27 protein-coding genes and 1 pseudogene are annotated in these 26,865 nt (G+C 41.7%); 20 read left to right on the forward strand and 8 right to left on the reverse strand.

The features are described 5' to 3' along the window. Positions 1-219 precede the first annotated feature (219 nt). Positions 220-933, reverse strand: coding sequence for a 16S rRNA (guanine(527)-N(7))-methyltransferase RsmG (gene rsmG, locus HF992_RS10380; protein ID WP_168549955.1), 714 nt, complete (start codon positions 931-933; stop codon positions 220-222). 86 nt (positions 934-1,019) lie between these two features. On the opposite strand from rsmG, the gene HF992_RS10385 reads away from it, so the two are divergent. The 5 genes from HF992_RS10385 (at position 1,020) to HF992_RS10405 (ending at position 5,247) form a co-directional block, all read left to right on the forward strand. Next, positions 1,020-1,592, forward strand: coding sequence for a LemA family protein (locus HF992_RS10385; protein WP_168549956.1), 573 nt, complete (start codon positions 1,020-1,022; stop codon positions 1,590-1,592). A 1-nt stretch (position 1,593) separates the two neighbouring features. Next, positions 1,594-2,490, forward strand: a complete 897-nt coding sequence (htpX, locus tag HF992_RS10390; RefSeq protein WP_168549957.1) for a zinc metalloprotease HtpX — start codon at positions 1,594-1,596, stop codon at positions 2,488-2,490. 12 nt (positions 2,491-2,502) lie between these two features. After that, positions 2,503-3,039, forward strand: coding sequence for a YceD family protein (locus tag HF992_RS10395; protein WP_168549958.1), 537 nt, complete (start codon positions 2,503-2,505; stop codon positions 3,037-3,039). A gap of 90 nt (positions 3,040-3,129) precedes the next feature. Then, positions 3,130-4,554, forward strand: a complete 1,425-nt coding sequence (gndA, locus tag HF992_RS10400) for an NADP-dependent phosphogluconate dehydrogenase (RefSeq protein WP_168549959.1) — start codon at positions 3,130-3,132, stop codon at positions 4,552-4,554. Between the two features lie 3 nt (positions 4,555-4,557). Continuing rightward, complete coding sequence (locus HF992_RS10405) at positions 4,558-5,247, forward strand: response regulator transcription factor (RefSeq protein WP_168549960.1); 690 nt, start codon at positions 4,558-4,560, stop codon at positions 5,245-5,247. 388 nt (positions 5,248-5,635) lie between these two features. On the opposite strand, the gene HF992_RS10410 is transcribed toward HF992_RS10405, so the two are convergent. From HF992_RS10410 to HF992_RS10435, 6 genes are all read right to left on the reverse strand, one after another. Then, positions 5,636-6,768 (reverse strand): IS3 family transposase gene (locus tag HF992_RS10410; protein WP_425505608.1). Its coding sequence is split into 2 segments (ribosomal slippage): positions 5,636-6,495 and positions 6,495-6,768, totalling 1,134 coding nucleotides; the frame shifts between segments, so codons are not numbered across the junction. A 404-nt stretch (positions 6,769-7,172) separates the two neighbouring features. Further along, positions 7,173-8,663, reverse strand: coding sequence for a lysine--tRNA ligase (gene lysS, locus HF992_RS10415; RefSeq protein WP_168549962.1), 1,491 nt, complete (start codon positions 8,661-8,663; stop codon positions 7,173-7,175). Positions 8,664-8,730: 67 nt separating this feature from the next. After that, the gene (locus tag HF992_RS10420) at positions 8,731-9,393 is read right to left on the reverse strand and encodes a histidine phosphatase family protein (RefSeq protein WP_168549963.1); all 663 of its coding nucleotides are present in this window, start codon (positions 9,391-9,393) and stop codon (positions 8,731-8,733) included. Positions 9,394-9,434: 41 nt separating this feature from the next. After that, entirely contained in the window at positions 9,435-9,905 is a 471-nt protein-coding gene (locus tag HF992_RS10425) for an aminoacyl-tRNA deacylase (RefSeq protein WP_168549964.1), read from the reverse strand. A 1-nt stretch (position 9,906) separates the two neighbouring features. Beyond that, on the reverse strand, positions 9,907-10,749 hold the full coding sequence (locus HF992_RS10430; protein ID WP_168549965.1) for a DUF368 domain-containing protein: 843 nt from the start codon (positions 10,747-10,749) through the stop codon (positions 9,907-9,909). Between the two features lie 85 nt (positions 10,750-10,834). Next, the gene (locus HF992_RS10435; RefSeq protein WP_168549966.1) at positions 10,835-11,686 is read right to left on the reverse strand and encodes a glycoside hydrolase family 25 protein; all 852 of its coding nucleotides are present in this window, start codon (positions 11,684-11,686) and stop codon (positions 10,835-10,837) included. A gap of 134 nt (positions 11,687-11,820) precedes the next feature. Between HF992_RS10435 and HF992_RS10440 the strand changes: the two genes are divergently transcribed. Continuing rightward, positions 11,821-12,327 carry a hypothetical protein gene (locus HF992_RS10440; protein WP_168549967.1) on the forward strand — a complete coding sequence of 169 codons (507 nt, stop codon included), beginning with the start codon at positions 11,821-11,823 and terminating at the stop codon, positions 12,325-12,327. Next, positions 12,308-12,706 carry a DUF4430 domain-containing protein gene (locus tag HF992_RS10445; protein WP_168549968.1) on the forward strand — a complete coding sequence of 133 codons (399 nt, stop codon included), beginning with the start codon at positions 12,308-12,310 and terminating at the stop codon, positions 12,704-12,706. Before HF992_RS10440 ends, HF992_RS10445 begins: the two co-directional genes overlap by 20 nt. Positions 12,707-13,014: 308 nt before the next feature. Here the strand turns inward: HF992_RS10445 and HF992_RS10450 are convergent, their stop codons facing one another. After that, on the reverse strand, positions 13,015-13,491 hold the full coding sequence (locus HF992_RS10450; RefSeq protein ID WP_168549969.1) for a glutathione peroxidase: 477 nt from the start codon (positions 13,489-13,491) through the stop codon (positions 13,015-13,017). A gap of 104 nt (positions 13,492-13,595) precedes the next feature. On the opposite strand from HF992_RS10450, the gene ftsW reads away from it, so the two are divergent. From ftsW to HF992_RS10515, 13 genes and pseudogenes are all read left to right on the forward strand, one after another. Next, positions 13,596-14,813: a cell division peptidoglycan polymerase FtsW gene (ftsW, locus tag HF992_RS10455; RefSeq protein WP_168549970.1), complete on the forward strand. Its 1,218-nt coding sequence runs from the start codon at positions 13,596-13,598 to the stop codon at positions 14,811-14,813. Positions 14,814-14,994: 181 nt separating this feature from the next. Further along, positions 14,995-17,691, forward strand: a complete 2,697-nt coding sequence (gene ppc / locus HF992_RS10460; RefSeq protein ID WP_168549971.1) for a phosphoenolpyruvate carboxylase — start codon at positions 14,995-14,997, stop codon at positions 17,689-17,691. Positions 17,692-17,790: 99 nt separating this feature from the next. Beyond that, complete coding sequence (locus HF992_RS10465) at positions 17,791-18,291, forward strand: RNA polymerase sigma factor (protein WP_168549972.1); 501 nt, start codon at positions 17,791-17,793, stop codon at positions 18,289-18,291. Then, a complete protein-coding gene (locus tag HF992_RS10470) occupies positions 18,272-19,288 on the forward strand; it encodes an anti sigma factor C-terminal domain-containing protein (RefSeq protein ID WP_168549973.1) in 1,017 nt (338 codons plus the stop codon). Before HF992_RS10465 ends, HF992_RS10470 begins: the two co-directional genes overlap by 20 nt. Before the next feature lie 105 nt (positions 19,289-19,393). Then, positions 19,394-19,891, forward strand: coding sequence for an RNA polymerase sigma factor (locus tag HF992_RS10475; RefSeq protein WP_168549974.1), 498 nt, complete (start codon positions 19,394-19,396; stop codon positions 19,889-19,891). Further along, a complete protein-coding gene (locus HF992_RS10480; RefSeq protein WP_168549975.1) occupies positions 19,878-20,846 on the forward strand; it encodes an anti sigma factor C-terminal domain-containing protein in 969 nt (322 codons plus the stop codon). The genes HF992_RS10475 and HF992_RS10480 overlap by 14 nt, the downstream gene beginning before the upstream one ends. A 123-nt stretch (positions 20,847-20,969) precedes the next feature. Continuing rightward, a complete protein-coding gene (gene tuf / locus HF992_RS10485) occupies positions 20,970-22,166 on the forward strand; it encodes an elongation factor Tu (protein WP_168549976.1) in 1,197 nt (398 codons plus the stop codon). Between the two features lie 314 nt (positions 22,167-22,480). Beyond that, the gene (locus HF992_RS10490; protein WP_168549977.1) at positions 22,481-23,539 is read left to right on the forward strand and encodes an ArsR/SmtB family transcription factor; all 1,059 of its coding nucleotides are present in this window, start codon (positions 22,481-22,483) and stop codon (positions 23,537-23,539) included. 103 nt (positions 23,540-23,642) lie between these two features. Further along, positions 23,643-24,461, forward strand: a complete 819-nt coding sequence (locus tag HF992_RS10495; RefSeq protein WP_168549978.1) for an ABC transporter ATP-binding protein — start codon at positions 23,643-23,645, stop codon at positions 24,459-24,461. Position 24,462: 1 nt separating this feature from the next. Then, on the forward strand, positions 24,463-25,233 hold the full coding sequence (locus tag HF992_RS10500; RefSeq protein WP_168549979.1) for an ABC transporter permease: 771 nt from the start codon (positions 24,463-24,465) through the stop codon (positions 25,231-25,233). Between the two features lie 2 nt (positions 25,234-25,235). After that, positions 25,236-26,024, forward strand: coding sequence for an ABC transporter permease (locus HF992_RS10505; protein ID WP_168549980.1), 789 nt, complete (start codon positions 25,236-25,238; stop codon positions 26,022-26,024). An 85-nt stretch (positions 26,025-26,109) separates the two neighbouring features. Further along, positions 26,110-26,229 (forward strand): annotated as a pseudogene (locus HF992_RS10510) (hypothetical protein); the annotation flags it as partial. Positions 26,230-26,464: 235 nt separating this feature from the next. After that, positions 26,465-26,865, forward strand: a 401-nt coding sequence (locus tag HF992_RS10515; protein ID WP_168549981.1) for a sigma-70 family RNA polymerase sigma factor, incomplete at its 3' end; no start/stop codon positions are given.

Genomic DNA, 26,865 nt, shown 5'->3' on the forward strand with positions numbered 1-26,865 from the left:
GTTAAAGAATACGAAGATCCCTTTTCAGATGGAGGATTTAGAACAAGATAAAAGCCCGTTGTTACGGGCAATAGTCAAGTAATAGAAGCATAACCTGAACAACGTTCAGCGAGCGTCTTTAGACGCTGCTGGAGTTTAACGGCTTATAGCCGGTGTACAAGCCACCCGTTTTCACAGGTGGTTATGACTGAAGAGTTGAGGAATAGTGTTTGTAAGGATTCATAAAGGCTTCTTATTGGGAATGCCGGCCTTTCTAGGGTACTTATTTGGGGTTTCTTTTTTCTTTTCAACGATGGTGATGTTGCGGGGGTCACCATTTGGCAGCTGATAGTCGTGAGAAGTCTTGATTTGGCTAAAGAGTAGGTTGAGGGCGTTTTTAGCAGCTAGGTTTTCTTCATCGGCTGAGCTGGCCTTGAGGGCGATGAGTTGGCCTTTGACCTTGAGGAAAGGAATGCTTAGCTCAGAGAGCACCTGCATTCTTGCGACAGCCCTAGCAGTGACGATGTCAAATTGAGCCCTAAATTGGTTATTTTGCCCCAGATCTTCTGCTCTGCCGTGGAAAAAATAAACGCCAGTCAGTTCCAGCTCATCTGCCAGTCGATTAAGGAAAGTGATACGTTTATTGAGTGAATCAATGATGGTCACTTCAAGATTAGGGCAAAGGATCTTCATCGGTAGACTGGGAAAGCCAGCCCCGGCTCCAATGTCCAAGAGTCGTAGGCAATCATTAGGAATAAAGCCTTCGAGAACGGGTGCTAGTGAATCGTAAAAATGTTTGAGGTAGACCTCTTCCTTCTCGGTGATTGCTGTCAGATTGATTTTTTCATTCCATTCAACCAACAGTTGAAAATAACGCTCGAATTGCTTTTTTTGCTGGTCAGAAAGTTCAAAGCCCTTGTCAGCAAGGAGGGAGTAAAATTCTTGTGTTGTCATAAGCTATCCTTTTTCTGTAAATCTTCTTCATTTTATCATAAATCAGGAAATTTTGATATAATGGTATCATAAAAATAAAGGAGACTATGCTAATGTGGTTATTTTTACTGATTCTTATTGTTTTGGTGGTTTTGGGAGGCATTGCTATTTATAATGGTTTGGTGAGAAGTCGGATGCACACCGAGGAGGCTTGGAGTCAGATTGATGTGCAGCTTAAACGTCGTCACGATTTGATTCCAAACCTGATTGAGACCGTTAAGGGTTACGGCCGTTACGAACAAGAAACGCTTGAAAAGGTTATCCAATTGCGCAATAAGGTAGCAGGAGCCTCTAATCCAGCAGAAAAAATGGCAGCTAGTGATGAACTTAGTCGTCAGGTGTCTGGCTTAATGGCAGTTGCAGAAGCCTATCCTGACCTCAAAGCTTCAGCCAATTATACTAAACTGCAGGAAGAGCTGACTAATACAGAAAATAAGATCGCCTATTCCCGTCAGTTATTTAACTCAACAACTGCTAACTACAATGCTAAGTTGCAGACCTTCCCGACGAATCTTTTTGCAAAATTCTTCGGTTTCCAGCCGAGCATTTTTCTCAGTATTCCCGAAGAGGAAAAGGTGGTGCCGACAGTCAATTTTGGACCAAATGGTTTAGGAGACTAATATGCTATACGACCAAATTGCAACCAATAAACGGCGAACAGTTTTTCTTTTACTGATTTTTTTCATCCTGCTAGCTTTGGTTGGATATGGGGTCGGTTACCTTTGGTTGCAATCTGGTCCAGCAGGAGCAGTAATTGCCTTAGTTATAGGCCTAATTTATGCTGTTTCTATGATTTTTCAATCAACCAACGTGGTCATGTCCATGAACCATGCGAGAGAGGTGACAGCCGCTCAGGCGCCAGAGCTATATCATATTGTCGAGGACATGGCCATGGTGGCTCAAATTCCCATGCCAAGGGTGTTTATTATTGAAGACGAGGCGCTAAATGCGTTTGCAACTGGTTCAAAACCAGAAAATGCAGCAGTTGCTGCAACAACTGGCTTGCTTCAGGTCATGAACCGTGAAGAGCTGGAAGCAGTCATGGCACATGAAGTCAGTCACATTCGTAATTATGACATCCGGATTGCAACGATTGCTGTTGCCCTTGGTTCAGCCATAACGCTGTTAGCCTCTATGTCTCAGCGGATGATGTGGTATGGCGGGGGACGTAGCAGACGCCGTGATGACCGTGACAATGATGGTGGGCAGATCATCATTTTACTACTATCGCTACTAGCTTTGGTTTTGGCGCCTTTGGCTGCAACTTTAGTCCAATTAGCTATTTCACGGCAACGAGAATTTTTAGCGGATGCTTCTGCGGTCGAATTGACCAGAAACCCTCAAGGGATGATCAATGCGCTTTTAAAGTTGGATCACAGTCGTCCTATGTCTCAGCCCGTAGATGAGGCCAGTGCAGCGCTTTATATCAATGATCCTCTTAAAAAAGGGAACTTGCAAAAACTCTTTTACACCCATCCGCCAATTTCAGAGCGGGTTGAACGCTTGCGTCGCTTATAAAAGGAAGGTATTATGTTTCATATTTTAGACATCAAGAAAAATAAAGAGGGGCTTTCTTTTAAGGAAAAGCTTGACCTAAAAGCAGATTTACAGGCTCGCAACTCTGAAATCCTAGATATTGAAGACATTCTGGTTGAAGGGACAGTCACTTATCAGAACAATCTTTATGTGCTGGACTATCAGTTATCCTACAGCTTGACCATGCCTTCTAGTAGGTCCATGACACCCGTGAAGTGGCAGGAGAGCTACCCTGTCTCAGAACTCTTTATGGAGGCCACTGAGATTAGGGATTTGGCAGGAGACGAAGCAGAAGAACTTTTCTTGCCAATTGAGGGGGATATGATAGACCTCTCAGAGAGTGTTGCAGACAATATTTTACTCAATATTCCCCTCAAAATTTTGACACCAGAGGAAGAGGCAAATGAGTCTTATCCAGAAGGAAAGGACTGGCAAGTCATGTCCCAAGAAGACTATGAAGAAGCTCAAACAAGCAAGAAAGAAGCCCAATCTCCATTTGCAGGTCTAGCCGGTCTGTTTGATGAGGATTAATAAGTAATCGTCTGAATATTTCAAAATTCTTGAAAACTCAGCGCCATAAGTGTATAATGATAATAAATGAAATGAGGAGTTAGAATTTTTATGACAAAAGCAAATTTTGGTGTTGTCGGTATGGCAGTTATGGGGCGTAACCTCGCTCTTAATGTAGAGTCCCGTGGCTATACAGTGGCAATCTATAACCGTTCTTCCGATAAGACAGAGGATGTCATCAACAGCAATCCAGATAAAAACTTGGTCGCAAGCTATGATGTGGAGAGTTTTGTTCAGTCAATTGAGAAGCCAAGACGCATTATGCTCATGGTTCAGGCTGGCAAGGGAACTGATGCGACAATCCAGTCACTCTTGCCTTACTTGGATGAGGGAGATATCTTGATTGACGGTGGGAACACCTATTTTGAAGATACGATTCGTCGTTCCAAGGAATTGGCTGATTCAGGCATTAACTTCATCGGAACAGGTGTCTCTGGTGGTGAAAAAGGTGCCCTTGAGGGACCTTCTATCATGCCTGGTGGCCAAAAAGAAGCATATGAACTGGTCGCTGATGTCTTGGAAGAAATCTCTGCCAAAGCCCCAGAAGATGGTGCTCCATGTGTGACTTATATCGGTCCAGATGGTGCGGGTCACTATGTGAAAATGGTCCACAACGGTATCGAGTACGGAGACATGCAGTTAATTGCCGAGTCTTATGACTTGATGAAGAACCTTCTAGGCTTGTCAACAGCTGAGATGGCTGATGTCTTCACTGAGTGGAACAAAGGAGAGCTGGACAGTTACTTGATTGAAATCACAGCTGATATCTTGACTCGTCAGGATGATCAAGGACAAGCTGGTCCGCTTGTTGATTACATTCTGGATGCAGCTGGTAATAAAGGAACAGGAAAGTGGACCAGTCAGTCCTCGCTTGATTTGGGTGTGCCATTGTCCTTGATCACAGAATCTGTCTTTGCGCGCTATATTTCTACTTATAAGGAAGAGCGTGTCAAAGCTAGCAAGATTTTACCAGCACCGGCAACCTATGTTTATGAAGGTGATAAGGCTGAATTAATTGAGAAAATCCGTCAAGCACTTTACTTCTCTAAAATCATGTCCTATGCCCAAGGTTTTGCTCAACTGCGCGTAGCGTCTAAAGAGTACAATTGGAATTTACCGTTTGGCGAGATTGCGTCTATCTGGCGTGCAGGTTGTATTATTCGTGCCCGCTTCCTGCAAAAGATCACAGATGCTTATGGTCGTGACGCAGATTTGGCTAACTTGCTTTTAGATGAGTACTTTATTGATATTACAGCAAAATACCAACAAGCAGTACGTGATGTGGTTGCTCTGGCTGTTCAGGCTGGCGTACCAGTGCCGACTTTCTCAAGTGCTATTTCTTATTTTGATAGCTACCGAGCAGCAGATCTGCCAGCAAATCTCATTCAAGCTCAGCGGGACTACTTTGGTGCCCATACATACGAGCGTAAAGATAAGGAAGGCATCTTCCATTACTCATGGTATGATGAAAACTAACAGATGGTTAAACGCATTCTCCTTTGTTCGCCGGAGCGTAGTCTAAGTCGCTTTATTTCTATAGAGTTACAAAAGTTTGATTATAGTGTTGATTTTGAAGAGAATGGTAAAACTGCTTTAAAGCAAGTTCGTGAGCGAGAATATGATTTGATTTTGGCGGATTTTCAGCTGGGCGACATGAATAGCCAAGAATTTGCCAAGGAGATTAACTACCTCAGACCAGCTACAATTATCATCGTGATGGCTAGTTGTGAAGAAGTGCAAACCAATCAAGAAGCAATCGGACGCTATGCTGTTAGCATTATTGTCAAACCGTTTGTGATAGCTGAACTCTTAGATTTAATCAGTCGGATCTTTCGTGGTAGGGATTTTATTGACCAAAATTGTAGTTTAATTCAGACAAGGACAGCTTACCAAGATCTCAGGTTGGACCGCAAGCAGCATGTGGCTTACCGTGGTGAAGAGTTATTGCTCTTGACCAGGAGAGAGTATGATTTATTGGCGACTTTAATGGCTAGTCATACACCGTTAAGTCGTGAACAGCTCCTAGAGCGTGTCTGGAAATATGAATCAACAGCAGAGACTAACATCGTTGATGTCTATATCCGTTACCTAAGAAGTAAGATAGATGTGCCAGGTCGTCCATCCTATATTCAAACCATTCGCGGAGTAGGCTATGGCATGAGGGAATAACCTAAGATGGTTGCTAAAAATTAAACGTATAAACCTTAGCTCTTACTTAATAGAGCTAAGGTTTTTGTAATAATAAAGACAGAATGCTGATAAATAATACGTGTTTTAAAATCTGAGCCTAATAGTCTCCTCCAGTATTTTTTGGGTGCTGCCTTGTTTAAAAAATACTTACTCGATGGCCACCGATTCCCTCAGATTTTGATTTTTTAATCTAAAATAGATTTGTCATGATTGGGTAGTTACCCCGAAAGAGTTAGAGTTCACAGAGTGGCTTTTAGGCAACGTGTGCTTGATGTGGGGAAAAAGGGACTCTAAAAGAGACATGAATGAGTGAAAACAACCGGCTATGGCACTGCACCCCACTAATGGGACATAAGAAAAACACTCTTTAGGTGGCCAGTTTTCTGTATTGAACAGGAGACTGGTCGTTTAATCTCTGTTGAATTCTCATTTCATTATAAAATGTGATGTAATTTTTGACAATATCTGTTATACTGTTTTTAGTTAGATTTCTCCACTTGTGGAGATAGAAGGTTTCAGACTTTAGGACGGAATGGAACCATTCGATGCAGGCATTGTCCGCTGGTGTTCCCTTACGGGACATGGAGCGGGTAATGCCTTTTTCTGTACAAGCCTGAAAGTAGGCCTTCGAGGTATAGACAGAGCCTTGGTCGCTGTGTAGGAGCGCTCCTTGAGATAATTCTAGCTGATTAAGCGTATCTAATACGACCTCCGTATCTTGGCAATCCGAAATGGTATAAGCCACAATTTCACGGTTATAGAGGTCCATGATAGAGGATAAATAGAGCTTACAGTTGCCAAAGTAGAGATAAGTGATATCTGTGACAAGCTTCTCCATTGGTTTATCTGCCTGAAAGTCGCGGTCTAGCTTATTTTCTGTCACATAGTATGGCTTTCCTAAATTTGGTGCCTTCTTAGGCCGTGTTCGACAGAGCCAACCCTTTTCCTTCATGATACGATAGACTTTCTTACGATTCACGACGCGGTCAAAACTCTTCTTTAGCAGTCGAGTGATGGTACGATAACCGTAGATGAACTGATTTTCCATACAGAGATGCTCGATTTTGTCTATTACCTCCTCTCTTTGTTGTGTCCTCATCCCTTCCGATTTCCAACGGTAGAAGGTTGAGCGTTTGACATCGAAACAGTCTAGAATAAGGGACACTGGATACACCTTCTTGTATTTTTCCACCAGCTTGATAAGACTTACTTTGTCGAGTTTCTTATCAAGCTTCGATACTTTTTTAGCAGTTCCACCTGTAATTTCAATTGTTCTACTTCAGATAGCTGGTCCATCCCTTTGCCGTAGGTATATTGTTTTCCTACAGGTTGATGGAGACGATGTACTTCCTCCTGATCATGCCATTTCATCCAAGTATAGATTTGACTCTTATTTTTAATCCCTAGAGTCTCTTTGATGACCTTATTGCTTTTGCCTGCTTTTTTCATCTCGATACAGGCTAACTTAGTTTCTATCGAATAGGCTTGTTTAACCATAATAAAACACTCCTGTTTCTAGTTTACTAGATTTCAACAGGAGTGTTTTTCTTATGTCTCATTTTGTGGGGGCAGGGCCTATTCTGAGTTTCTTTACCATCCTATTTTAAATCCCAAGAAACCTTCCTTTTCTATTTTAAAAATGATCCAAATATTCTATGAAGTAGCAACTATTTTGAACGCTATTCTAACACACGTTCTTAGAATGCCATTATTGAAGTGAAATAGATATAGCTCAATGTGACAAATAGGAATGCGGAAATGACTAAAAAACGAACCTCTCACTTAGAATTGACTTTCTAGGTCTGAGATCGTTCGTTTTTTCTTATTTCAAAAAATGGGGCACGAAATTCGCGTTAAGCTTAGTCGATTTATAAAGCTCATCAAATCAAAGTTGTTTAGGTCAATTACTTCATCGTTGGGAAGAGGAGGACATCCCGAATGGTAGTGGTATCAGTCAAGAGCATGCAGAGGCGATCAATCCCGATACCGAGTCCACCAGTTGGTGGCATACCGTACTCTAGAGCTTCGACAAAATCATAGTCTACACCAGTTGCTTCATCGTCTCCCAGTTCTTTAGCCTTGGCTTGGGCCTCAAAGCGTTCTAATTGATCGATTGGATCGTTCAGCTCTGTAAAGGCGTTAGCATACTCTTTGGTCATGATAAAGAGCTCGAAGCGATCGGTGAAACGAGGGTCATCATCATTTTTCTTAGCGAGTGGTGAGACCGCAACAGGATGGCCATAGATGAAGGTTGGCTGGATCAACGTCTCCTCAACGAATTCTTCAAAGAAGGCATTGATAATCTGCCCGACTTCGGTGTAGTGTTTTTCAAGAGCTACCTTCTTTTCTTTCGCTATCGCCACTGCTTCGTCAAACGTCATGTCACTCCAGAAGTCGACTCCTGTGATATCCTTGATGGCATCAACCATGTGTACTCGCTTAAAAGGTTCCATGATTTTAATTTCAGTTCCCTGATAGACAACAGGTTCGTCGCCCTTGATAGCCTTTGTCGCATGTTGGATGATGCCTTCGGTCAAGTCCATGATGTCTTCGTAATCTGCATAGGCTTGGTAAGCTTCAATGGAGGTGAACTCAGGGTTATGCGTAGCGTCCATTCCTTCATTACGGAAAATACGGCCAATCTCATAGACGCGCTCCATGCCACCGACGATTAAACGTTTTAAGTGAAGCTCAGTTGCAATTCGAAGGACCATGTCAATGTTTTGGGCATTGTGATGGGTAATAAAAGGTCTTGCTGCTGCTCCACCGGCTTCATTATGTAAGATCGGTGTTTCCACTTCTAAGAATCCATTGTCATCCATGTAACGGCGGATTTCAGAGATCATTTTAGAACGCGTCACAAAACGTTCAAAGCTGTCACGGTTAGAAATTAAGTCCAGATGACGCTTACGATAGATGGTCTCAATGTCAGAGAGGCCATGGTATTTTTCAGGCAGAGGACGGAGGGCCTTGGATAGGTGCGTCAATTGTTTAGCCTGAATGGTTAACTCTCCCATATCCGTTCGCATAATGAGACCTTCCACTCCAATGAAGTCACCCAAGTCAGCTTTTTTGAAAATATCGTAGTTTTCCTCACCAACTTCGTCTTTGCGGACGTAGAGCTGAAGTTGACCTTCTCTGTCTTGGATATGAGCAAAGCCGACCTTCCCCTTGCCACGTTTAGTCATGATACGGCCAGCAACGATAGCTGACTCAGCCAGTTCATGGAGCTGTTCCTTATCTTTATCAGCATAAAGATCCTTTAATTCTTTGGAATTGTGCGTGCGTTCAAAGCGTTTGCCAAAAGGATCAATCCCTTGTTCACGCAGGGCATTCATTTTCTCACGACGGACTAGCTGCTGGTCATTTAATTCTTGTGTATGTTCACTTGACATGTCATTATCTCCTTATTCCTATTGTTCTATTCTATCATAAAATCACTGTAAAAACAGCTCTAATTCATCATTTCTTGCCAAGCCCTGGAATAATAATTTCCTGATTATTGGTGAGAAAACTGACATCATTCCATGTGATCAATTGGAAGGTCTCAAAATCTTCTGTTTCAAGAATCGTCACACTTGAATTGTAGAGTCCTCCGGCTTTACGCAATTCAGATGGGTCAAAGCCTAGCAAGGTTCGGATTGAAGCGGTTGAAATAGCGCCGTGGCTGACAAAGAGGAGATTTTCCGCACCCAAATCCTTTTGAGCTTTGACAAAACCAGTCCACCTGCTAGTCGCTTCATAAACACTCTCAGCTTCGAAAAGCTCGGCATTGAAGCGGCTGAGATTATGACGGTAAGCGTGGTGTTGCTTAGGATAGAGATCTTTCATCAAACGCACCTTGGTCCCTTCCAGCTTTCCTAGTTTCCATTCTCGGAGATCTGCGGTTAAGGTTAAAGGTGGCTGGGGATCTTGTTTGTTAAGGATAGCCTGAGCTGTCTTAGCTGCTCTGGGCAAATCGCTAGAAAAGATGTGGTCAAAGGAAATATTAGATAAGTGTTGACCGAGGACTTTTAAGTCCTCTAAGGTTTCTGGAAGAAGCGGGGAATCTCCTTGATTGCCCTGAAAGCGTCCTTCGATGTTCCATTGGGTTTTTCCATGTCGGACAAAGTATAAGCGGGTCATGTTACCTCCGTTCGAATGTTTTGGTGTTTAAATCGTTTGGCTTAATCCATAAGATCGGCAAAATCAGCCCCGACAAAATCAGCGAGTGTCTGACTGTCGATTCGGATGCTGCGTCCGACCTCGCCTGCTGAAACAATAATTTGGCCTAGTATCAAGGCCTGTTTGTCCAAGTAAATCGGGTAGCGGTGTTTTTGACGGATCCCGATAGGATTGTTGGCACCGTGGATGTAGCCAGTTGTTTTTTGGAGGTCCTTTTGGGGGATCATCTGGACTTTTTTGTTACCAGATACCTGGGCTAATTTTTTTTCAGAAAGATGTCCCGTTAAGGGGATAATGCCAATAATTGGTCCGGTCTTATCTCCGATTAGAGCTAGTGTCTTAAAGATTTCCTCCCTAGGAACAGCTACCGACTCATCAGCTAAGGCATTGAGGGCCAGACCCTCGTGGACAATGCCAGCCTTATCCAAAATCTGCTCTACTAAGGTTTTTTTCAATTTCTGTTTTTTAGCCATATTATTTATATTTTTCTTCTAAACGACTCATCCAAAGTCCTAGCCATGCTCCTAAGCCAAAGAAAAGGATGGCTAAGCAATAGGTGAAGAAAGAGGCACCGGCATAGGAAATGCTTTCAGCATTGTTGGCGTTTGGAATGAGAATCAAAAGTGTCGATGATAAGACAATGCCGATGATGAAGTGGTAAACCCTCGAATGATGATGGCTCAGAGCATATTCCATAGCTTTGGAAAACAGCAGGATTGCTAGAACACCACCTATGGCAATAGGGAGGAAGGTTCCTATCAAATCAAGACGTTTAAATCCAGAAAGCATTGGAGAGTAGAGGCCTAAAATCAGCAAGAGATTCGAAGGAGAAAGGCCAGGGACCAGGATTCCCAAAGCTATCAGACTTCCTGCTAAGATAAAAGTTGTAAAATTAGCCGGTATTGTGCCAACTAAATCGTTCAAAAAGTAGAGTAAGAGACCTGAACCTAAAAAAGTTCCGATCAACCAGGCCCAGTCCTTGGCATCGCGGGGACTTTTTTCGGTAGCGGTTGCCCAAAGGCTTGGCAAAGTGCCAACAATAGCTCCAGCAAAAGCCCAGAGGGTGATGACCTGGTAATGCTCCAGTAACCATTCGACAGGAGCAGATAGGAGCGCAATTCCTAGAACCCCACCGATGCCTACAGGAAGAAAGTAGAGAATATTCTCTACGAAGTCCTTTTTGAGGTGTGCCAAGAAGGAAATGAGTCGCTCATAAATCCCTAAAATAGCGGCTAAGACTCCACCGGAAACACCAGGGAGAATAAAACCTAGAGCAATGATCATACCTTTGAAAATACGAGATAACCAAGAAAACATATAACTAATAAACTCCTTATAATAGAAAAAGATGATACCCACATTATATCATCTTTCAATTGGTAAATATAGTCCTTTGAAAGGATTAGTCGGACTCTGGGACAGTGAAAAGCTTTTTGTAGGTTTCCATTTTATCCTTGAGTGGCGAGAGTTGGTTGAGATCAACCACTTCTGAGATACCAGCTGACCATCCACGAGAGGTGTATTGGTGAAGATCATAATCAATATCTGTTGAAGGAAGAGCCTCGTAGTAACCTGAGTCAGAACCATAGGTAGGCATCCACACCGCATCGAATTTATTGACAGAGATGGAATGGTCTTCCATGAAGTAAGTCCCGATGTATATGCCGATATTTTTAGCGCCGAGACTTTCTAGTTCAGAGCGGAAAGCTTCGACACCCAGGTCCATGTTTGGCATGGTTTTTTCTTCAACATCCAGCCAATAAAAGGTTGGATTAAAAGGAGAAGAAGCCTCATAAAAAATTTTCGCTTCCTTTCTCATCTCCTCTTCACTTTTTCCTGTGACATAAGCATAGACAGCAACAGGGACGTCTCGTTTTTGAAATTCTCGAATATGGGTCTTATAGGCCTTATCAATCCCATTTTTATCGGATGCATTGTTGTCTTTTTTGGTGTTCATGCCGCTTTGGACACGAATAATAGCTCCTGAAATATAGTTAGACATTGCATCATAGTCGATATTAGTTGGCAATTGCCAACCAGAGAGATCAATAATTGGCCGTGAGATATACTCCTCGGTAAGAGAGGACTTGGATTTTGAGTTTGTCGAGGAAGTGGTTGTAATGGTAGGCGTCACTTTTTGTGCAGCCTTTTTTGCTTCAGCAGCTCGATCAGCTCCCCATTTTGTGAAAAGAATCGTTGCAAAAAATAAGGCAAAAAAAGTGAGTACCACAATAGGTTTGATCTGTTTTCTCATCCTTTCCATTCTAACGTAATATTGTTAAAAAATCAAAAAAAATGTATGTTTTTCACATGACTAGAAAGCAAAACTTGACAAGTGATCTGAAATACTCTACTCTTAAGTTATGGAAAGGAAGAAAAGAGAATGCTATGACAGTAAGGCAAATGACAAAATTATCCTTAATGGCTAGTCTTTGTATTGCATTAAGATTGAGCTTTGGTGCTTTTCCCAATATAAAACCCATCACAGCTATTTTTTTAGTTTGTCTCTCCTATTTCAAGCTATGGGAAGTTATCGTCATCATGAGCTTGACCATGATAGTTACGGGTTTTTACCTAGGTTTTGGTATCTGGATTTTGTGGCAAATAATAGCTTATGCAGCCATTCTGCTGTTTTGGAACTATGGGCTTAAACCGTTGATTAAAATAGGCTTTTTAGAGGTACCGGTTTTGGCTATTTTATCAGGAATTATGCCTTTTATCTATAGCTTTGTAATCAGTGTGCTTGATAGCTTTATGTATGGCACCAACCTTTGGGTTTATTGGCTAAACGGATTGGTTTTTGATTATTTGCACGCTCTGTCAACAATCGCTTTCTATCCAATCGTATTTTATAGTCTAAGGAGACTTTTTAACCATGAAAAAATCATACGCTAGTTTATTGGCTTTAGTATCTATCACAACTTTAGCGGCTTGCTCGCCAGCTCCCTCATCAGCCCCAGTTAGCCATTCAACCACTCAAGTAGGGGATGATGATCCCAAAGCACAGGCGTCTGTTCTTGTGAAATTTGCGGACAAGGAGACAGAAAAAGAAGTGACTTTTGAAGTTGGCGACTCTGTTATGGACGTCCTTGAGGATAACTTCACTGTCAATGAGGAAGACGGACTGGTGACTGCTATCAATGGTGTTAGTCAGGATCCGGCAAAAAACACCTACTGGATGTACAAGGTCAATGGCAAAATGGCGGATGTTGGTGCTGAAAGCTACGAAGTAAAACCTGGAGACAAGATTGAGTTTTATTTGGAGACCTTCTAAACACAGTCAAGATCTTAGCTCGAGTAAAAACACCTTACTACATTAAAAAGCGACCTCTTCTATGAAGGCCTCACAAAGTTGGATAGAAAACATCTAACGATTGGGGCATTACGAAGAGGTGGCTTTTTAACTTTTTAATAGGCTAGCTTCAAGGATAACCCCTTTCTGGTTGTCGAAAGACCAAGGGCAGATCCCTTTGACGGATAAGGTAAGCTCATAAAGGCAAACTTTTGAGAGCTTTTGAGGAAGCGGTAGCGACGGTTGATTTTAATCCTGAGTAAGAATAAGGTGGAAAAGTGAGTCATTTTCTAAAGCAATGCTTGTATAGCAGCTTGAAGCTCAGCGGGTTCTGTTTGGGGGGAGAAACGGGCAACGACTTGTCCTTGGCGATTGACGAGGAATTTTGTAAAGTTCCATTTGATGCTTTTGCCTAGATGGCCAGGTTGTTTTTCCTTCAAGTACTGAAAGAGGGGGCAGGTATTAGGCCCGTTGACAGCAATTTTTTTGAAACGAGCAAAAGTGGTCTGATAGTTAAGTTGGCAGAAGTGATTGATAGCTTGGTCATCCTCAGGTGCTTGGTTCATAAATTGATTGCAAGGGAAATCAAGGACTTCTAAGCCTTGGTCATGAAAGATGTCGTAAAGTTCTTGCAGACCTTGATATTGTGGTGTCAGGCCGCAAGCTGTAGCTGTATTGACAATTAAGAGTACTTTTCCTTTGTAAGGTTCAAGCGTTGTTTTTGTTCCATCTTGGGCTTCAATGGGTAAATCGTAAAGTATTGACATTTGAAAACCTCCTCCCGTTATTATAGCACAAATGAGCTTCTGCTGTATTTATAAGGTAGAACATGGTATAATAGACACCTATAATGGATAGGAGATTGATTGGAATGAAAATTAATAAAGGGCGCTTGATGAACTACTCCATTCTATTGCCTTACCTGATTTTATCAGTTCTGGGACTGATTATCGTTTATTCGACAACGAGTGCTAATTCTATTTTAACAGGAGGAAATCCTTTTAAATCAGTGATTAGCCAATCAGCCTTTTTTCTTGTCAGTTTAATTTTGCTGATGCTGATTTATCGGATGAAGTTGACCTTTTTGGGGAACGGTTTTCTGATTACGATTGTCTTATGGGTTGAAGCAGGCCTTTTGATTGCTAGTCGGATTTTTGGCCAGGAGGTTAACGGGGCCAGAGGGTGGCTGAACTTTGGGAGCTATATTTCCATTCAGCCTGCAGAGTATTTGAAATTGATTATTGTCTGGTACCTAGCTTATAAGTTTTCTAAGATTCAAGACTTGGTAGGGACATATGACTATCAGGTGATCACAGAAAATACCATTCTACCTCGTAGTTTTACGGATTGGCGGACCATCAGTGGTCTATTAATCGGTCTGGTGGTCATTATGCCTGATTTGGGGAATGCGGTTATTATTACCTTGACTGTTGCGATTATGGTAGCTGTATCAGGGATTGGCTTTCGCTGGTTTCAAGTCATTTTTGGGAGCATATTTTTAAGTGCTGGTGCCTTTTTAGGATTGATTTGGTTGGTCGGAGTTGATACGATGGCCAAGGTACCGATCTTTGGCTATGTTGCCAGACGCTTCAGTGCTTTCTTTGATCCCTTTATCGATCCAAGGGGAGCAGGGTTGCAGATGACTAACTCCTACTACGCTATGACCAATGGGGGCTGGTTTGGCCTTGGTTTGGGTAATTCGATTGAAAAAAATGGCTATCTACCAGAGGCCCATACGGACTTTGTCTTCTCGATTGTTTTAGAGGAGCTGGGACTAGTGGGGGCTAGTTTGATTTTGGCTTTGCTGTTTTTCTTAATTCTTCGGATTTTCCTTGTTGGAATAAGAGCTAAAAATCCTTTCAATGCTATGATGGCAATGGGGGTTGGAGGCATGCTATTGATGCAGACTTTTGTCAATATCGGAGGCATGTCAGGGTTAATCCCTTCAACAGGGGTAACCTTCCCGTTTTTATCCCAAGGTGGGAATAGTTTGCTGATCATTTCCTTGGCAATTGCGTTTGTGCTGAATATTGATGCCAGTGAGAAGAGGGATGCCCTCGAACGCCAAATGGAAGTCACTCAGTTTTGAAGCAAGAGTCTGTCTCAGACTCTTTTTTGATGGGGATTGCCCCTCTTTATTATTCTGTTCACTATAATTCTGGAAGAAAGTAATATGATTTTCGAAAAAATGGCATGCGATATACCTGTCTACTGTCTTTTTAGGGTTGAAAATGGTATGATAGTAGAAATCTATTGTTGAGGAGATATTTATGGCGAGTCCAAAATTAGAGAGTAATATCAATCAATCAATGATGAAGGAAGAGACAACTATTTTGACGCAAATCCTTGATCAAGTCACTCAAAAATTGATTGAGCCAGAAACCTTTGATAAAATCCAGAATTTAAAGCGTTTAGCCAAGGCAAATCAATACCAAGAGATTGACCAACTAGTTGGTGAGTTGAAGAGTAGCGAAATGGATACCATCGCTCGTTACTTTTCGATTTTGCCACTCCTAATCAATATTTTAGAGGATGTTGATCTGGCTTATGAAATCAATCGGAAAAATAATACCGATGAGGATTATCTAGGCCGGATTTCGACAACAATTGAGCAGGTGGCTCAGGCTGAGAATGCGGCTGAAATCCTTGAAAGTGTGCAAGTGGTCCCTGTATTGACAGCGCATCCGACTCAGGTACAACGGGAGACAATGTTGGAGTTGACCAACCACCTGCATCATCTGCTTCGTAAACACAGAGATGTGAAAGCAGGCCTAGTCAATAGGGAAAAGTGGCATGCAGACCTCCAGCGTTACATTGAAATTATGATGCAGACAGACATGATAAGAGAGAAGAAACTCAAAGTCTCTAATGAAATCACAAACGTCATGTCCTATTATGACTTTTCCATTATTAAGGCAATCACCAAATTGCAGACTGAGTACAAACGTCTGGCTACAGAAAAAGGGATTGTGTTGCAAAATCCGCGACCTATCCAGATGGGCATGTGGGTAGGGGGAGACCGGGATGGAAATCCTTTTGTAACAGCGGAAACGCTAGAGAAATCAGCTCTCACCCAAGCAGAAGTGATTTTTAACTATTACGACCAGAAACTCTATCAATTGTACCGGGAGATTGCCCTTTCCAGTAGCTTTGTGAAGACTAGTCAGGCTGTTTTGGAAATGGCAGAGCGGTCTAAGGACGCTTCCGTTTATCGTGAAAAAGAACCCTACCGTAAGGCTTTTTATGACATTCGTCAAAATCTCCAAAACACGCGGAGTTATCTAGTGGATGGTCAAGACGTAGGGCCTAGATATGTCGATATTGATGCTTTTAAGCATGATTTGGGACTGATTCGAGATTCACTTATCGAAAATAATGCAGCGTCTCTTTTATCTGGGACCTTTACAGAACTTCTGGAAGCAGCTGATGTTTTTGGGTTTTACCTGGCTTCCATTGATATGCGACAAGATTCTTCCATTCATGAGGCCTGTGTAGCTGAATTATTGGCATCAGCCAATATTGAACCTAACTACACTAACTTGTCTGAGTCAGACAAGGTTGCCGTCTTGCTGAAACAATTAACCCAAGACCCGCGTATCCTGTCAGCAACGCACCTAGAAAAATCAGAATTGCTCCAAGGAGAACTGGCCATCTTCCAAATGGCACGGCGCTTAAAAGACCGTTTGGGAGAAGCTGTCATCAAGCAGAACATCATCTCACACACTGAAAGTGTGTCCGACATGTTAGAATTAGCTATCTTGCTGAAGGAAGCTGGTCTTGTTGATAATCATCAGGCGCGTGTGCAGATTGTGCCTTTGTTTGAAACCATCGAAGACCTTGAAAACGCCAATCAAATCATGACGGACTATTTGCAGTTGCCGATTGTCCAAAAATGGGTGGCTTCCAATAAAGGTTATCAGGAAATTATGCTAGGGTATTCGGATTCTAATAAGGACGGTGGGTATCTCGCCTCTGGTTGGACCCTCTATAAGGCACAAAATGACTTGACCCAAATTGGTCGTAAGCAGGGGGTTAAAATTACCTTCTTCCATGGCCGTGGCGGGACCGTTGGCCGTGGCGGTGGCCCGTCCTATGCGGCGATTACTTCTCAGCCGTTTGGCTCAATCAAGGATCGTATTCGAGTGACCGAGCAGGGAGAAGTGATTGGCAACAAATATGGAAATAAGGATGCGGCGTATTTCAACTTTGAAATGCTCTTGTCTGCAACTCTTGATCGGATGGTGACACCTATGTTGACTGATCCAAACGAGATTGACGATTACCGTGAGACCATGAATACGATTGTAGCTGACAGCTATAAGATTTATCGTGAATTGGTTTTTGAGACGCCAGAGTTTTATGATTATTTCTTTGAAGCCAGTCCGATTCAGTCTATCTCTCAGCTCAATATCGGGTCACGGCCAGCTGCACGTAAAACAATTACAGATATCGGTGGCTTGCGTGCCATTCCTTGGGTCTTTTCTTGGTCACAAAACCGTGTCATGCTTCCGGGATGGTACGGGGTTGGCTCTAGTTTTAAACGCTTTATTGACAAGGATGAAGCTAACTTAGCTAAACTCCAGAAAATGTATCAAAGCTGGCCCTTCTTTAGGTCGCTCCTGTCCAATGTTGATATGGTACTGTCTAAGACAAATATGAACATAGCCTTTAAGTATACCCAGCTTTGCCAAAAACCTGAGGTTCGCGATATTTTCAATACCATTCTTGATGAATGGCAGTTGACTAAAAATATTATTTTAGCCATTGAAGATGAAGACGATTTGTTGGCAGATAATGCTTTCTTAAAAGCCAGCTTGGAGCATCGACTGCCTTACTTTAATATCTTGAATTACCTGCAAATAGAACTGATCAAGCGTATCCGACAAGGAATGCCTGAACAGGAAGCCCGAAAACTAATCCATACCACTATTAATGGTGTGGCGACAGGACTACGGAATTCTGGATAAAAAACCATAAAAACTTAGGAGATTTTCTAAGTTTTTTTCTTTTTGTAACCAATCCATCTGTTTATCCGTTATACTAGTGACAGAAGGAGAGGTGAGGCCATGAAGCTTGACCGGTATGAGATGGAATTAGTGGTCTTAGCTGAAGAAATTGTCCACTATTTGATAAAATCGGGAGTTAGCCAGTCGGATGCTTATGATGTTACTCAAGATGTTTTAGTAAAAATGCTGGAAGGGAAATTTGCCCTTCCCAGAGAAAAAATGCGTGCTTGGATGTACCGTGTGGCGGTAAGGCTCTACATTGACCGTTATCGCAGGGAGAAGACTTACCAGGAACTCTTACAAAGAGACTTCTTTAAGGAAGAGTTGATTGTTACGGATAATCAAGACAGCAGTGAGCTTTATGATATGTTAACTGAATTGCCGGCAAAATACCGCTGGGTTTTGGAACTTTACTATTTTCAAGGTTTTTCGGTTAAAGAAATTAGTCGTATCTTACAGATTTCTCAGAGTAAGGTAAAAATTGACTTGATGCGTGGCCGAAAGCAACTCAAACAATGGATTACAGAAAGAGGATTAACTTATGAAGATTTACTCATTTGAGCAGATTGCTAAAAAAAACAAGCAAAGAACAGTTGTGCTTGTAACGGTTATGAGTGTTCTACTGACTTTGGCCATCTTGATGATAACTTTTACAGTCATGTCACGAAGAGCATTGCAAAGTGCTGAAGAGACTAGGGACTACTATGACCGCATGCACAGGATAGCTTATCCCAATGTGCAATACAATTATAGCGTGTTTGAGCCAACCTCTGAGTTTTCGGGTTATTATTATTTAGACCGAGTCAAAACTATTGCAGGTATTAAAGTGCCTTACGAGGATATCAATGCGCCGTATGGGGCTTGGAAGCGCAGGAGCTATATCAGCGGGAGAGCACGTACGGACGCAACTCCTTATCAGACGGCAACCTATACACTTGGATCTGGGTATAAATCCCCTATGTTTTACAATACTCACTATGACTATAGTCAAAAAGATGGTTTTCATATGGAAAAGACCCAAGATATTGCTTTTTTGTCTCAAATGAAAGGCTATGCTGTTGAGATGGCAGTGACCTTTGACAAACCTTATACTCTGGAAGAAATTGCAGACAAAATTCCAGAACAATTGATGGTCAACTGGTACTGGATTGGAACGGATTCCAATCTTTATGATACAGCTATGTTTACTCCGGAAGAGCAGATTGGTTTTTCGCTTAACCCTTATTTGGTTAGAGATGGCAAGGACAGTACCGATAAAGAAAAAGAAGACGTATGGCAAATGAGCTATCAGGATTTCACCGAGAATTTACAGCTTGCTTTAGACCGGGACTGGCTTAATCATTCGCTCTCAACCGCTAAAGGAGAAATCTATAGTCAGAAAAAAGAGGTTGTGACTTATTTGAAAGCCAATCCAGATGTCAAATCAGCCCGTTTTTCCGGTGTGATTTTGACGGGTCGAGCGGAAGATTTTTCAGATTTGGAAGGTAAAGAATGGATTTTTTCCTCCAATATTGGTGAGAGTATTCTTATCCAACCCTACCACCAGTTACAAGATTGAGTAAGAGCCGCTGGCTCTTTCTTTTTATCCCAAAAATCGCTAAAATGTAAGAAAGTTGTGACCTAGGGTCACTCTTATTCGTCGTATTAGTGAAAGGAGGGAGAAATGAAGCTGGATGCATATAGTGAGCAACTCATTCGTTGGGCAAAGGAAGTAGTTGCTTACTTGGTTTCTTCAGGAGTCAAGCCAAGCGATGCAGAAGATGTGGTGCAAGATGTTTTTATCCGACTACTTGAAGCAGAGTTTATCCTTTCTGGAACCAAGATTCGTGCCTGGATGTACCGCACGGCAGTCAGGCGTTACATTGATCTTTATAGACGGGATAAGAAGTACCATGAGATTTTGCAAAAAGAATTTTTTAGGCCAGAGGAGCTACTCTTTTACGATACGAGAGACTACGATAAGCTTTGGGAGGCGCTACAAAGTTTACCTCAGGCTCAACAGTTAGCTCTTGAATTGCACTATTTTCAAGGCTTTTCTATCAAGGAGATAGCTCAGGTTGCCGGAAGTTCTCAAAGCAAGATCAAGATGGATTTACTGCGAGGGAGACAAACAGTAAAAGACTTATTGGAAAAAGAAGGGGATTTTTATGGAAGCATTTGAATTATTGACTAAAAAACGTCAAAAAAAAGCAATAAAGCGAACCATTTTGATTTCATCGGTGGTAACGTTTCTAGGGCTAGTGTTAGTCTTGTTAGGCGTTATGGGGCTGGAATTAATGGCACAAAATAATTACAATCGTTTACAAGATTACTATTTTCAAAGGCTGACAGTGGCTTTTCCGAATATTGATTTTGGGTCGCCTTCGATGCGTATGAAACGGTTCGGTGGTGAATATAAAGATTACTTAACAAAAGATATTCTTGGTATAGCGGTTCCTTATGATGATCTGGAGGCAACCTACTCCATTAGTGGTTTTCATCGAGACCATTCTTTAGAGTATGTCAGACCTGCTAATGTGACTCAGGATGCCACAGAGATGGCCTACAGTCCTAAAAAACATCTAAAGAGTCCCCTGTTTTTCAATCCTCAGGCAGAATACGGGCCAGAAGATATTATCAGAAAACCAGCACAAGAACTACCCTATGTCTCTAAGATGGAAAATCAGTTGGTCGAAGTTGCTTTAACCTTTAAGCAACGCTATACCTTAGAAGAAATCCAGACGTTTATTCCCAAAAATCTAAAGGTGAACTGGTTATGGATTGGTAGCGAAACGAAGCTCAATTCTTCTAAATTGCTCTTGGGTGATTTATTTGGCTGGAAACCGAGACAGCCTTATTTAGACGAATCCTTCCAAGAGTTTACAGCTATTTTAGAGAATGTTTACCAAGAACAGGCCAAGGTGACTATTTCATCACAACAGAAGTTGTTAAACCAAGATTTAGCTCACTTTTTGGATGAAGCAAAGCAAGGAATGTCTAATGCACGATTCGGAGGGGTTATTCTAACAGGTCGTGCCGAAGATTTTGCACAGCTAGAGGAAATGGACTGGATTTACGCTACTTCTATAGGTATTTCTATCCCAAATCAACCTTATTATACCTTGGGTAAAGAATAATCTGAGGAAAAACAGGTAAAAGACTTGCATTTTCCCTACAATTTGATAGAATAGAAAGGAAAGTTAGACTGTATTGCCTACGGTCTTTCTATAAAATATATTTTATTGGAGGCATTTACTCAAATGGCAAAAGAAAAATTTGACCGTAGTAAACCACACGTTAACATTGGTACTATCGGACACGTTGACCACGGTAAAACTACTTTGACTGCTGCGATCACGACTGTTTTGGCACGTCGTCTTCCATCATCAGTTAACCAAGCGAAAGACTATGCGTCTATCGATGCTGCTCCAGAAGAGCGCGAACGTGGTATCACTATCAACACTGCACACGTTGAGTATGAAACTGAAAAACGCCACTATGCACACATCGACGCTCCAGGACACGCGGACTACGTTAAAAACATGATCACTGGTGCTGCTCAGATGGATGGTGCGATCCTTGTAGTAGCTTCAACTGACGGTCCAATGCCACAAACTCGTGAGCACATCTTGCTTTCACGTCAGGTAGGTGTTAAACGTCTTATCGTCTTCATGAACAAAGTTGACTTGGTTGATGACGAAGAATTGCTTGAATTGGTTGAAATGGAAATCCGTGACCTCTTGTCTGAATACGACTTCCCAGGTGATGATCTTCCAGTTGTTCAAGGTTCAGCTCTTAAAGCCCTTGAAGGTGATGCTAAGTACGAAGACATCATCATGGAATTGATGAACACTGTTGATGAGTACATCGAAGAGCCAGTTCGTGACACTGACAAGCCACTCTTGTTGCCAGTCGAAGACGTGTTCTCAATCACTGGTCGTGGTACAGTTGCTTCAGGACGTATCGACCGTGGTACAGTTCGTGTCAACGATGAAATCGAAATCGTTGGTATCAAAGAAGAGAAGAAAAAAGCAGTTGTTACTGGTGTTGAAATGTTCCGTAAACAACTTGATGAAGGTCTTGCCGGCGATAACGTAGGTATCCTTCTTCGTGGTGTGCAACGTGACGAAATCGAACGTGGTCAAGTTATCGCTAAACCAGGTTCAATCAACCCACACACTAAATTTAAAGGTGAAGTTTACATCTTGTCTAAAGAAGAAGGTGGACGTCATACGCCATTCTTCAACAACTACCGTCCACAATTCTACTTCCGTACAACTGACGTAACTGGTTCAATCGAGTTGCCAGCAGGTACTGAAATGGTAATGCCAGGTGATAACGTAACTATCTCAGTAGAACTTATCCACCCAATCGCCGTAGAACAAGGTACTACTTTCTCTATCCGTGAAGGTGGACGTACTGTTGGTTCAGGTATCGTTACTGAAATCGAAGCTTAATCAAGTTTCCCAGAATAGCAATTAGAGTCAGACAACTTCTAATTGACCCCTGCTTTTGGCGGGGGTTTTCTATTTAAAGCGAAAAATAAAATCTGGAATAAAAAACATCCAACGGGATGATTAATTCTTGAGAGCTTGCTATAATAGATAATAGGAAATTGGTCAGGGTTATTTAAAATTACCTTACCTATTTTCATGGCTAAAAAGGTCAAGGTAAAAGATAGATGACTTTTATTTTGATTGGACTACCCGACCGGATTTGATTATTGCCGATGAAAGTCATCAGTGATTTTAAACAACTTGTGGAGAACTATATGTCTTATTCTAATCCTCAACTTTTATCAAAGGTTTACCATTTTCTACCGCATTTAGAGGCTTTACTAGGCGTTTATAATCTGCTGTTAGGAGAATCTAGGCGCGCTTCTACGGATTTATTTTTTTCTAGGTCGCGGGTAAAAGAATGGCAGCAGTCTTTTCGTCACCTTTTTGAAACTTATGGGGCGGTAAAAGAGTTGACAGGCGCTTTTGTGCTGGAATGTTTGTTGGATTTTGATACTGTTGATTTTACCTTAGAAGAATTTGAAGCTTACCTGTTAGGGTTGCCAGAAGAAGAGCGGTTGTGGTCTCTAGCACCCTGGTCTCATTTGGCTGAAGCTACCAAAGAAGATCTTAAGGCGGCACTGGTCGATGAGAAGATACTAGATGATCTTTACGGAAAGGTTCAGAACTATTGTTCCAGCTATTTAGGATTTGTTGCTTTTATCAGGGAAAGTGACCGTTATCTCAAAGAATATCTTGATCTGGCGAAGCGCATTCTTTCCGATGGGTTAGAGACAAGGCTTGCTCAAAATCAGCAAAAAGCTCAGCTGTTTCAAGAAAAGGTAAATTCTCGACTAGAGAAGCTTGATCCGCTTTCTTTGTCCGAAGAATTGATGGGGAAAGAGTTTCGGAATCGCGGGCCTTATGAAATGACTTATTTTATTCCATCTCTCTTGCTCCCCTCAAGATGCCTTCGTTTGTTTGATGAAGATGAAACTAATGGGGCCAAGCAATTCGTTTTTTGTCGTTTAGAGAATGCTGAGAAAAATCCAGAAAACACAGTGGCAGTTGTTAAGGCTTTTGCAGATGAGACTCGCTATCGGATTCTAATGCTCTTGTCTCAGTCGGGGCCTATGAAGGGACAAGAAATTGTTAAGGCTTTGAAATTGGCACCATCAACTATTTCCCACCATATGACAGGTTTAAAAGAGAGTGGTTTGGTCGTAGAGGAACCTGTAAAGACAGCTAAATATTACAGTTTATCTAAGAAAAACCTTGACCAACTACTAAAGATCATCGCAGAGGATCTGGATCTTCATCCCTTTGATGAATAAAATCATAAGCAGAGCACACACGTGTTTTGCTTTTTAGTTGACAAAAAAGAAATGTTCTACTATAATCTAATTCGATATATATAGAACAAAAGAGAGGTATCAAATGACATCCGTTATAACAGTTAAGGACCTGACTAGGCATTATGGAAGGAAATCCGGATTTTTAAAGAAAGAAGATCAGCTTGTTGAAGCTGTTAAGGGGATTTCATTTGAGGTGAGAGAAGGAGAAGTTTTTGGCCTACTTGGCCAAAATGGTGCTGGGAAGTCTACAATCCTAAAAATCTTAGCAACCATGCTATTACCAACGTCAGGTCGGGTAAGAGTCTTAGGCTATGATGTTTCGAAGGATGAGTTAAACATTCGAGAACGGATCAATTTTGTTTTTGGCGGAGAAAGAAGCCTTTATTATAGGTTATCTGCTGAAGAAAATCTTTTCTATTTTGCGGACCTATATAAGATTCCAAGAAAGCAACAGTCGCAATTGGTTTTGGATTTGCTTAATTTGGTTGGGCTTGGGCAAGTGGCCAAACGTCGTGTAGAAACCTTTTCAAAAGGCATGAAGCAACGGCTCCAAATAGCCAGAGCCTTGCTTAATGATCCGGAAATTATTTTTCTAGATGAACCGAGCATTGGCCTAGATCCGGTTGGAGCTGCGGAATTAAGACGCTTGGTGAAAACGTTAGCTGCTAGAGGAAAGACCATTCTCTTGACAACTCACTACATGGCTGAAGCAGAGGAGTTATGTGATCGTATTGCTATTATCAATAAAGGACAATTGATAACTTGTGGTACTTTGGGAGAGTTGGCTTCTCTTATCACAGATGTTGAAAGAGAGGCCATCCTGGCAAAGAAACTAAATCAGCAAGAGCAATTGGAAGTTACACTAGAGGATATATACATTGCATTGGTGGAAAGGGGTTGAGATGAGAGTCATTTTTTCAAGTGCGTGGGTTCACATGAAACAAGCTTTTGCGAGAAGCATGTTTCGTCACTGTCTCTTTTTAAACCCTTTGTGTAACGCCATCCTATTAGGGATGATGTACTCAGAAAAATCTGCCGCTCAATTTACTCTCTATGCTATTTTAGGGTCCTCCCTATCCTCTTTTTGGACCATCATCTGTTTTTCTTCAGCGGGTGATATTAACCGTGAGAAATATATGGGGACATTGCCAGTTCTATTTACAGCTCCTGCGGGGTTTAAGAAGATTCTTTTTGGAAAGTTGCTGGGAAACAGTATTTGGGGATTAGTTACTTTTGGTTTGAACATCGGATTTGTCCTTCTAATATTTGGAAGAACGATAGCAGTTAAGCATCTCTCGGCTTTGATTCTATTGATTTTATTGGCAGTTTTGAGTTTTGTAAGTTTAGGATTGCTGATGTGCTCGGCGTTTACTCTCTCGAGGGTTGCACAACTGTTGATGAATACGATAGAGTACCCTTTTTTGCTTATGACAGGTATGGTGTTTCCAATTGATCTGCTATGGAAACCAATTCAGTGGATTGGCTACTGTCTTTCGCCGACGTGGATGATGAAGGGGTTTTACTTGGTAGTTTATGGCGAATCGCCTCAAGAATTGACTAGGGTGTTTCTAGTATTGAGTGGGCTGACCCTGCTTAATTTTACTTTAGCTTATCTAGCTTTAATGAAAGTTGAAAAACGATGCCGTGTGGATGCCAGTTTGGAGGTCTATTAAAAATGGAAAAAATCTATCGTTTTTTTAGGAGAATTGGCTTTGCTTACAAGCAAGAATCACTATTATCGGATTGGAAAACGTACGTCCTTTTTGATCTGATTCCACCAATTGCACAGACTCTCTTGTTTGCCTTAGCAGCTTACTATATTTATGGGCCTAATGAAGTGAAAAAATGGATGATTGGCAATGCCTTATTACTTTCTTCTTTTCAAGCTTTGTTTGGAGTTGGAACGCAATTGTTGACAGAAAAGTATCATGGAACTTTGAGCCTGTTGATTGCTTCTAGAACCAGGGTGCAAGAGGTCTTTCTGTCTAGCATGCTTAGTGCCATGTTATCTAGTACGGTCACGGTAGTGCTCGGGCTTACCTTGGTTAGTCTAATCATGGGGATAACCTGGTCAACTCAATTGCTTGGCTGGTTTCTTTTATTACTGATGGTTTCCGTTTTTGTTTCCATGAGTTTTGGGTATGTTCTTGCTTGCTTTATTCTAGTGAGTAGCGAAGTTAATCTCATCTTAAATTTGATCAGTAAATTATTACTGATCTTTACGGGAGCCAATTTTTCGCTTGATAAACTTCCTATTACGCTACAAGGATTTACCAAATGCCTACCTTTGACACGGTCAATAAAAATTGCACAGGGAATAATGGAAGGTCAATTGCCTGATTATTTTCATCAATTATTAGTTGAAGAAGGATTACTAGGGATTGCTTTCTTAGGTATAGGCACTATTTTATTAGAAATAATGGAACAAAAATCGCGTAAAAGCGGAAATTTAGAACTTATGTGAGGTATATGATATTTTTGTGAAATATTGTTTTAATCTCCGAGAAGCCAAATCGGAATATTCCGTTAAAGGGACTGTTGACGATTAGACTGTTCTTCGTTCAGCGACTCAAGGCCGCGGTACTTTCATGATGGTCTTTGACCACTATGAAGATGTTCCTAAGTCAGTACAAGAAGACATCATCAAGAAAAACAAAGGCGAAGCATAACAGTTATAACAGATATCCCCCTTTTTATAAGATACAAACTCCTAGAGGAAAGCCTCTGGGAGTTTTTTTGCACAGGAGTGAAGTTGAGGTTGGAACGCGAAAATTGAGCTCTCTGTGGCCTAGTCATAACTAGGAATAGACCGTTCGTGCTCAAAAAGAGACCGTTTATGAAAAGGCTGTTTCAAATAGCTTCAGAAGTAGTAGACTGTAGTAAAGCTAGATATAGGAGGTAACGATGCGCTTCGAAAGAATTTATGCGAAGGTCACAGGTATTGTGCATAAGACGCGGAAGGAATACTACATTCAGCTATGGGAGCAGTCGGACTGGGATCAAGAAGGGATGATTATATTGTCCCGGTTGTTGCTAGAATGTCCAGGGATTGAAGAACGCGAAGAGGACCTGTATCGGTACTTCAAGACCAAGTTTCGCAACTATGTCTTGGACATGGTTCGTAAGCAGGAAAGTTACAAACGTCGGATAAACCGTCAGGCATATGAGGAGGTAGGAGCGATAGCCCATAAGCTACACATTCGAGAGATGGCGATGGAAGACCGACTGATTTTACGAGACATGCTTTCGCAGTATCGATCGCAACTTCCTGAGTCGTTAAAGGAGCACTACGATAAGCTGCTAGG

Source organism: Streptococcus ovuberis (genome assembly GCF_012396585.1).
Taxonomy (GTDB): Bacteria; Bacillota; Bacilli; order Lactobacillales; family Streptococcaceae; genus Streptococcus; species Streptococcus ovuberis.

Bases quoted from the DNA above. Each gene is read 5' to 3' on its own strand.
- rsmG (WP_168549955.1), bottom strand. From the start codon at position 933: ATGACAACACAAGAATTTTACTCCCTCCTTGCTGACAAGGGCTTTGAA.
- HF992_RS10385 (WP_168549956.1), top strand. From the start codon at position 1,020: ATGCTAATGTGGTTATTTTTACTGATTCTTATTGTTTTGGTGGTTTTG.
- htpX (WP_168549957.1), top strand. From the start codon at position 1,594: ATGCTATACGACCAAATTGCAACCAATAAACGGCGAACAGTTTTTCTT.
- HF992_RS10395 (WP_168549958.1), top strand. From the start codon at position 2,503: ATGTTTCATATTTTAGACATCAAGAAAAATAAAGAGGGGCTTTCTTTT.
- gndA (WP_168549959.1), top strand. From the start codon at position 3,130: ATGACAAAAGCAAATTTTGGTGTTGTCGGTATGGCAGTTATGGGGCGT.
- HF992_RS10405 (WP_168549960.1), top strand. From the start codon at position 4,558: ATGGTTAAACGCATTCTCCTTTGTTCGCCGGAGCGTAGTCTAAGTCGC.
- lysS (WP_168549962.1), bottom strand. From the start codon at position 8,663: ATGTCAAGTGAACATACACAAGAATTAAATGACCAGCAGCTAGTCCGT.
- HF992_RS10420 (WP_168549963.1), bottom strand. From the start codon at position 9,393: ATGACCCGCTTATACTTTGTCCGACATGGAAAAACCCAATGGAACATC.
- HF992_RS10425 (WP_168549964.1), bottom strand. From the start codon at position 9,905: ATGGCTAAAAAACAGAAATTGAAAAAAACCTTAGTAGAGCAGATTTTG.
- HF992_RS10430 (WP_168549965.1), bottom strand. From the start codon at position 10,749: ATGTTTTCTTGGTTATCTCGTATTTTCAAAGGTATGATCATTGCTCTA.
- HF992_RS10435 (WP_168549966.1), bottom strand. From the start codon at position 11,686: ATGAGAAAACAGATCAAACCTATTGTGGTACTCACTTTTTTTGCCTTA.
- HF992_RS10440 (WP_168549967.1), top strand. From the start codon at position 11,821: ATGACAGTAAGGCAAATGACAAAATTATCCTTAATGGCTAGTCTTTGT.
- HF992_RS10445 (WP_168549968.1), top strand. From the start codon at position 12,308: ATGAAAAAATCATACGCTAGTTTATTGGCTTTAGTATCTATCACAACT.
- HF992_RS10450 (WP_168549969.1), bottom strand. From the start codon at position 13,491: ATGTCAATACTTTACGATTTACCCATTGAAGCCCAAGATGGAACAAAA.
- ftsW (WP_168549970.1), top strand. From the start codon at position 13,596: ATGAAAATTAATAAAGGGCGCTTGATGAACTACTCCATTCTATTGCCT.
- ppc (WP_168549971.1), top strand. From the start codon at position 14,995: ATGGCGAGTCCAAAATTAGAGAGTAATATCAATCAATCAATGATGAAG.
- HF992_RS10465 (WP_168549972.1), top strand. From the start codon at position 17,791: ATGAAGCTTGACCGGTATGAGATGGAATTAGTGGTCTTAGCTGAAGAA.
- HF992_RS10470 (WP_168549973.1), top strand. From the start codon at position 18,272: ATGAAGATTTACTCATTTGAGCAGATTGCTAAAAAAAACAAGCAAAGA.
- HF992_RS10475 (WP_168549974.1), top strand. From the start codon at position 19,394: ATGAAGCTGGATGCATATAGTGAGCAACTCATTCGTTGGGCAAAGGAA.
- HF992_RS10480 (WP_168549975.1), top strand. From the start codon at position 19,878: ATGGAAGCATTTGAATTATTGACTAAAAAACGTCAAAAAAAAGCAATA.
- tuf (WP_168549976.1), top strand. From the start codon at position 20,970: ATGGCAAAAGAAAAATTTGACCGTAGTAAACCACACGTTAACATTGGT.
- HF992_RS10490 (WP_168549977.1), top strand. From the start codon at position 22,481: ATGTCTTATTCTAATCCTCAACTTTTATCAAAGGTTTACCATTTTCTA.
- HF992_RS10495 (WP_168549978.1), top strand. From the start codon at position 23,643: ATGACATCCGTTATAACAGTTAAGGACCTGACTAGGCATTATGGAAGG.
- HF992_RS10500 (WP_168549979.1), top strand. From the start codon at position 24,463: ATGAGAGTCATTTTTTCAAGTGCGTGGGTTCACATGAAACAAGCTTTT.
- HF992_RS10505 (WP_168549980.1), top strand. From the start codon at position 25,236: ATGGAAAAAATCTATCGTTTTTTTAGGAGAATTGGCTTTGCTTACAAG.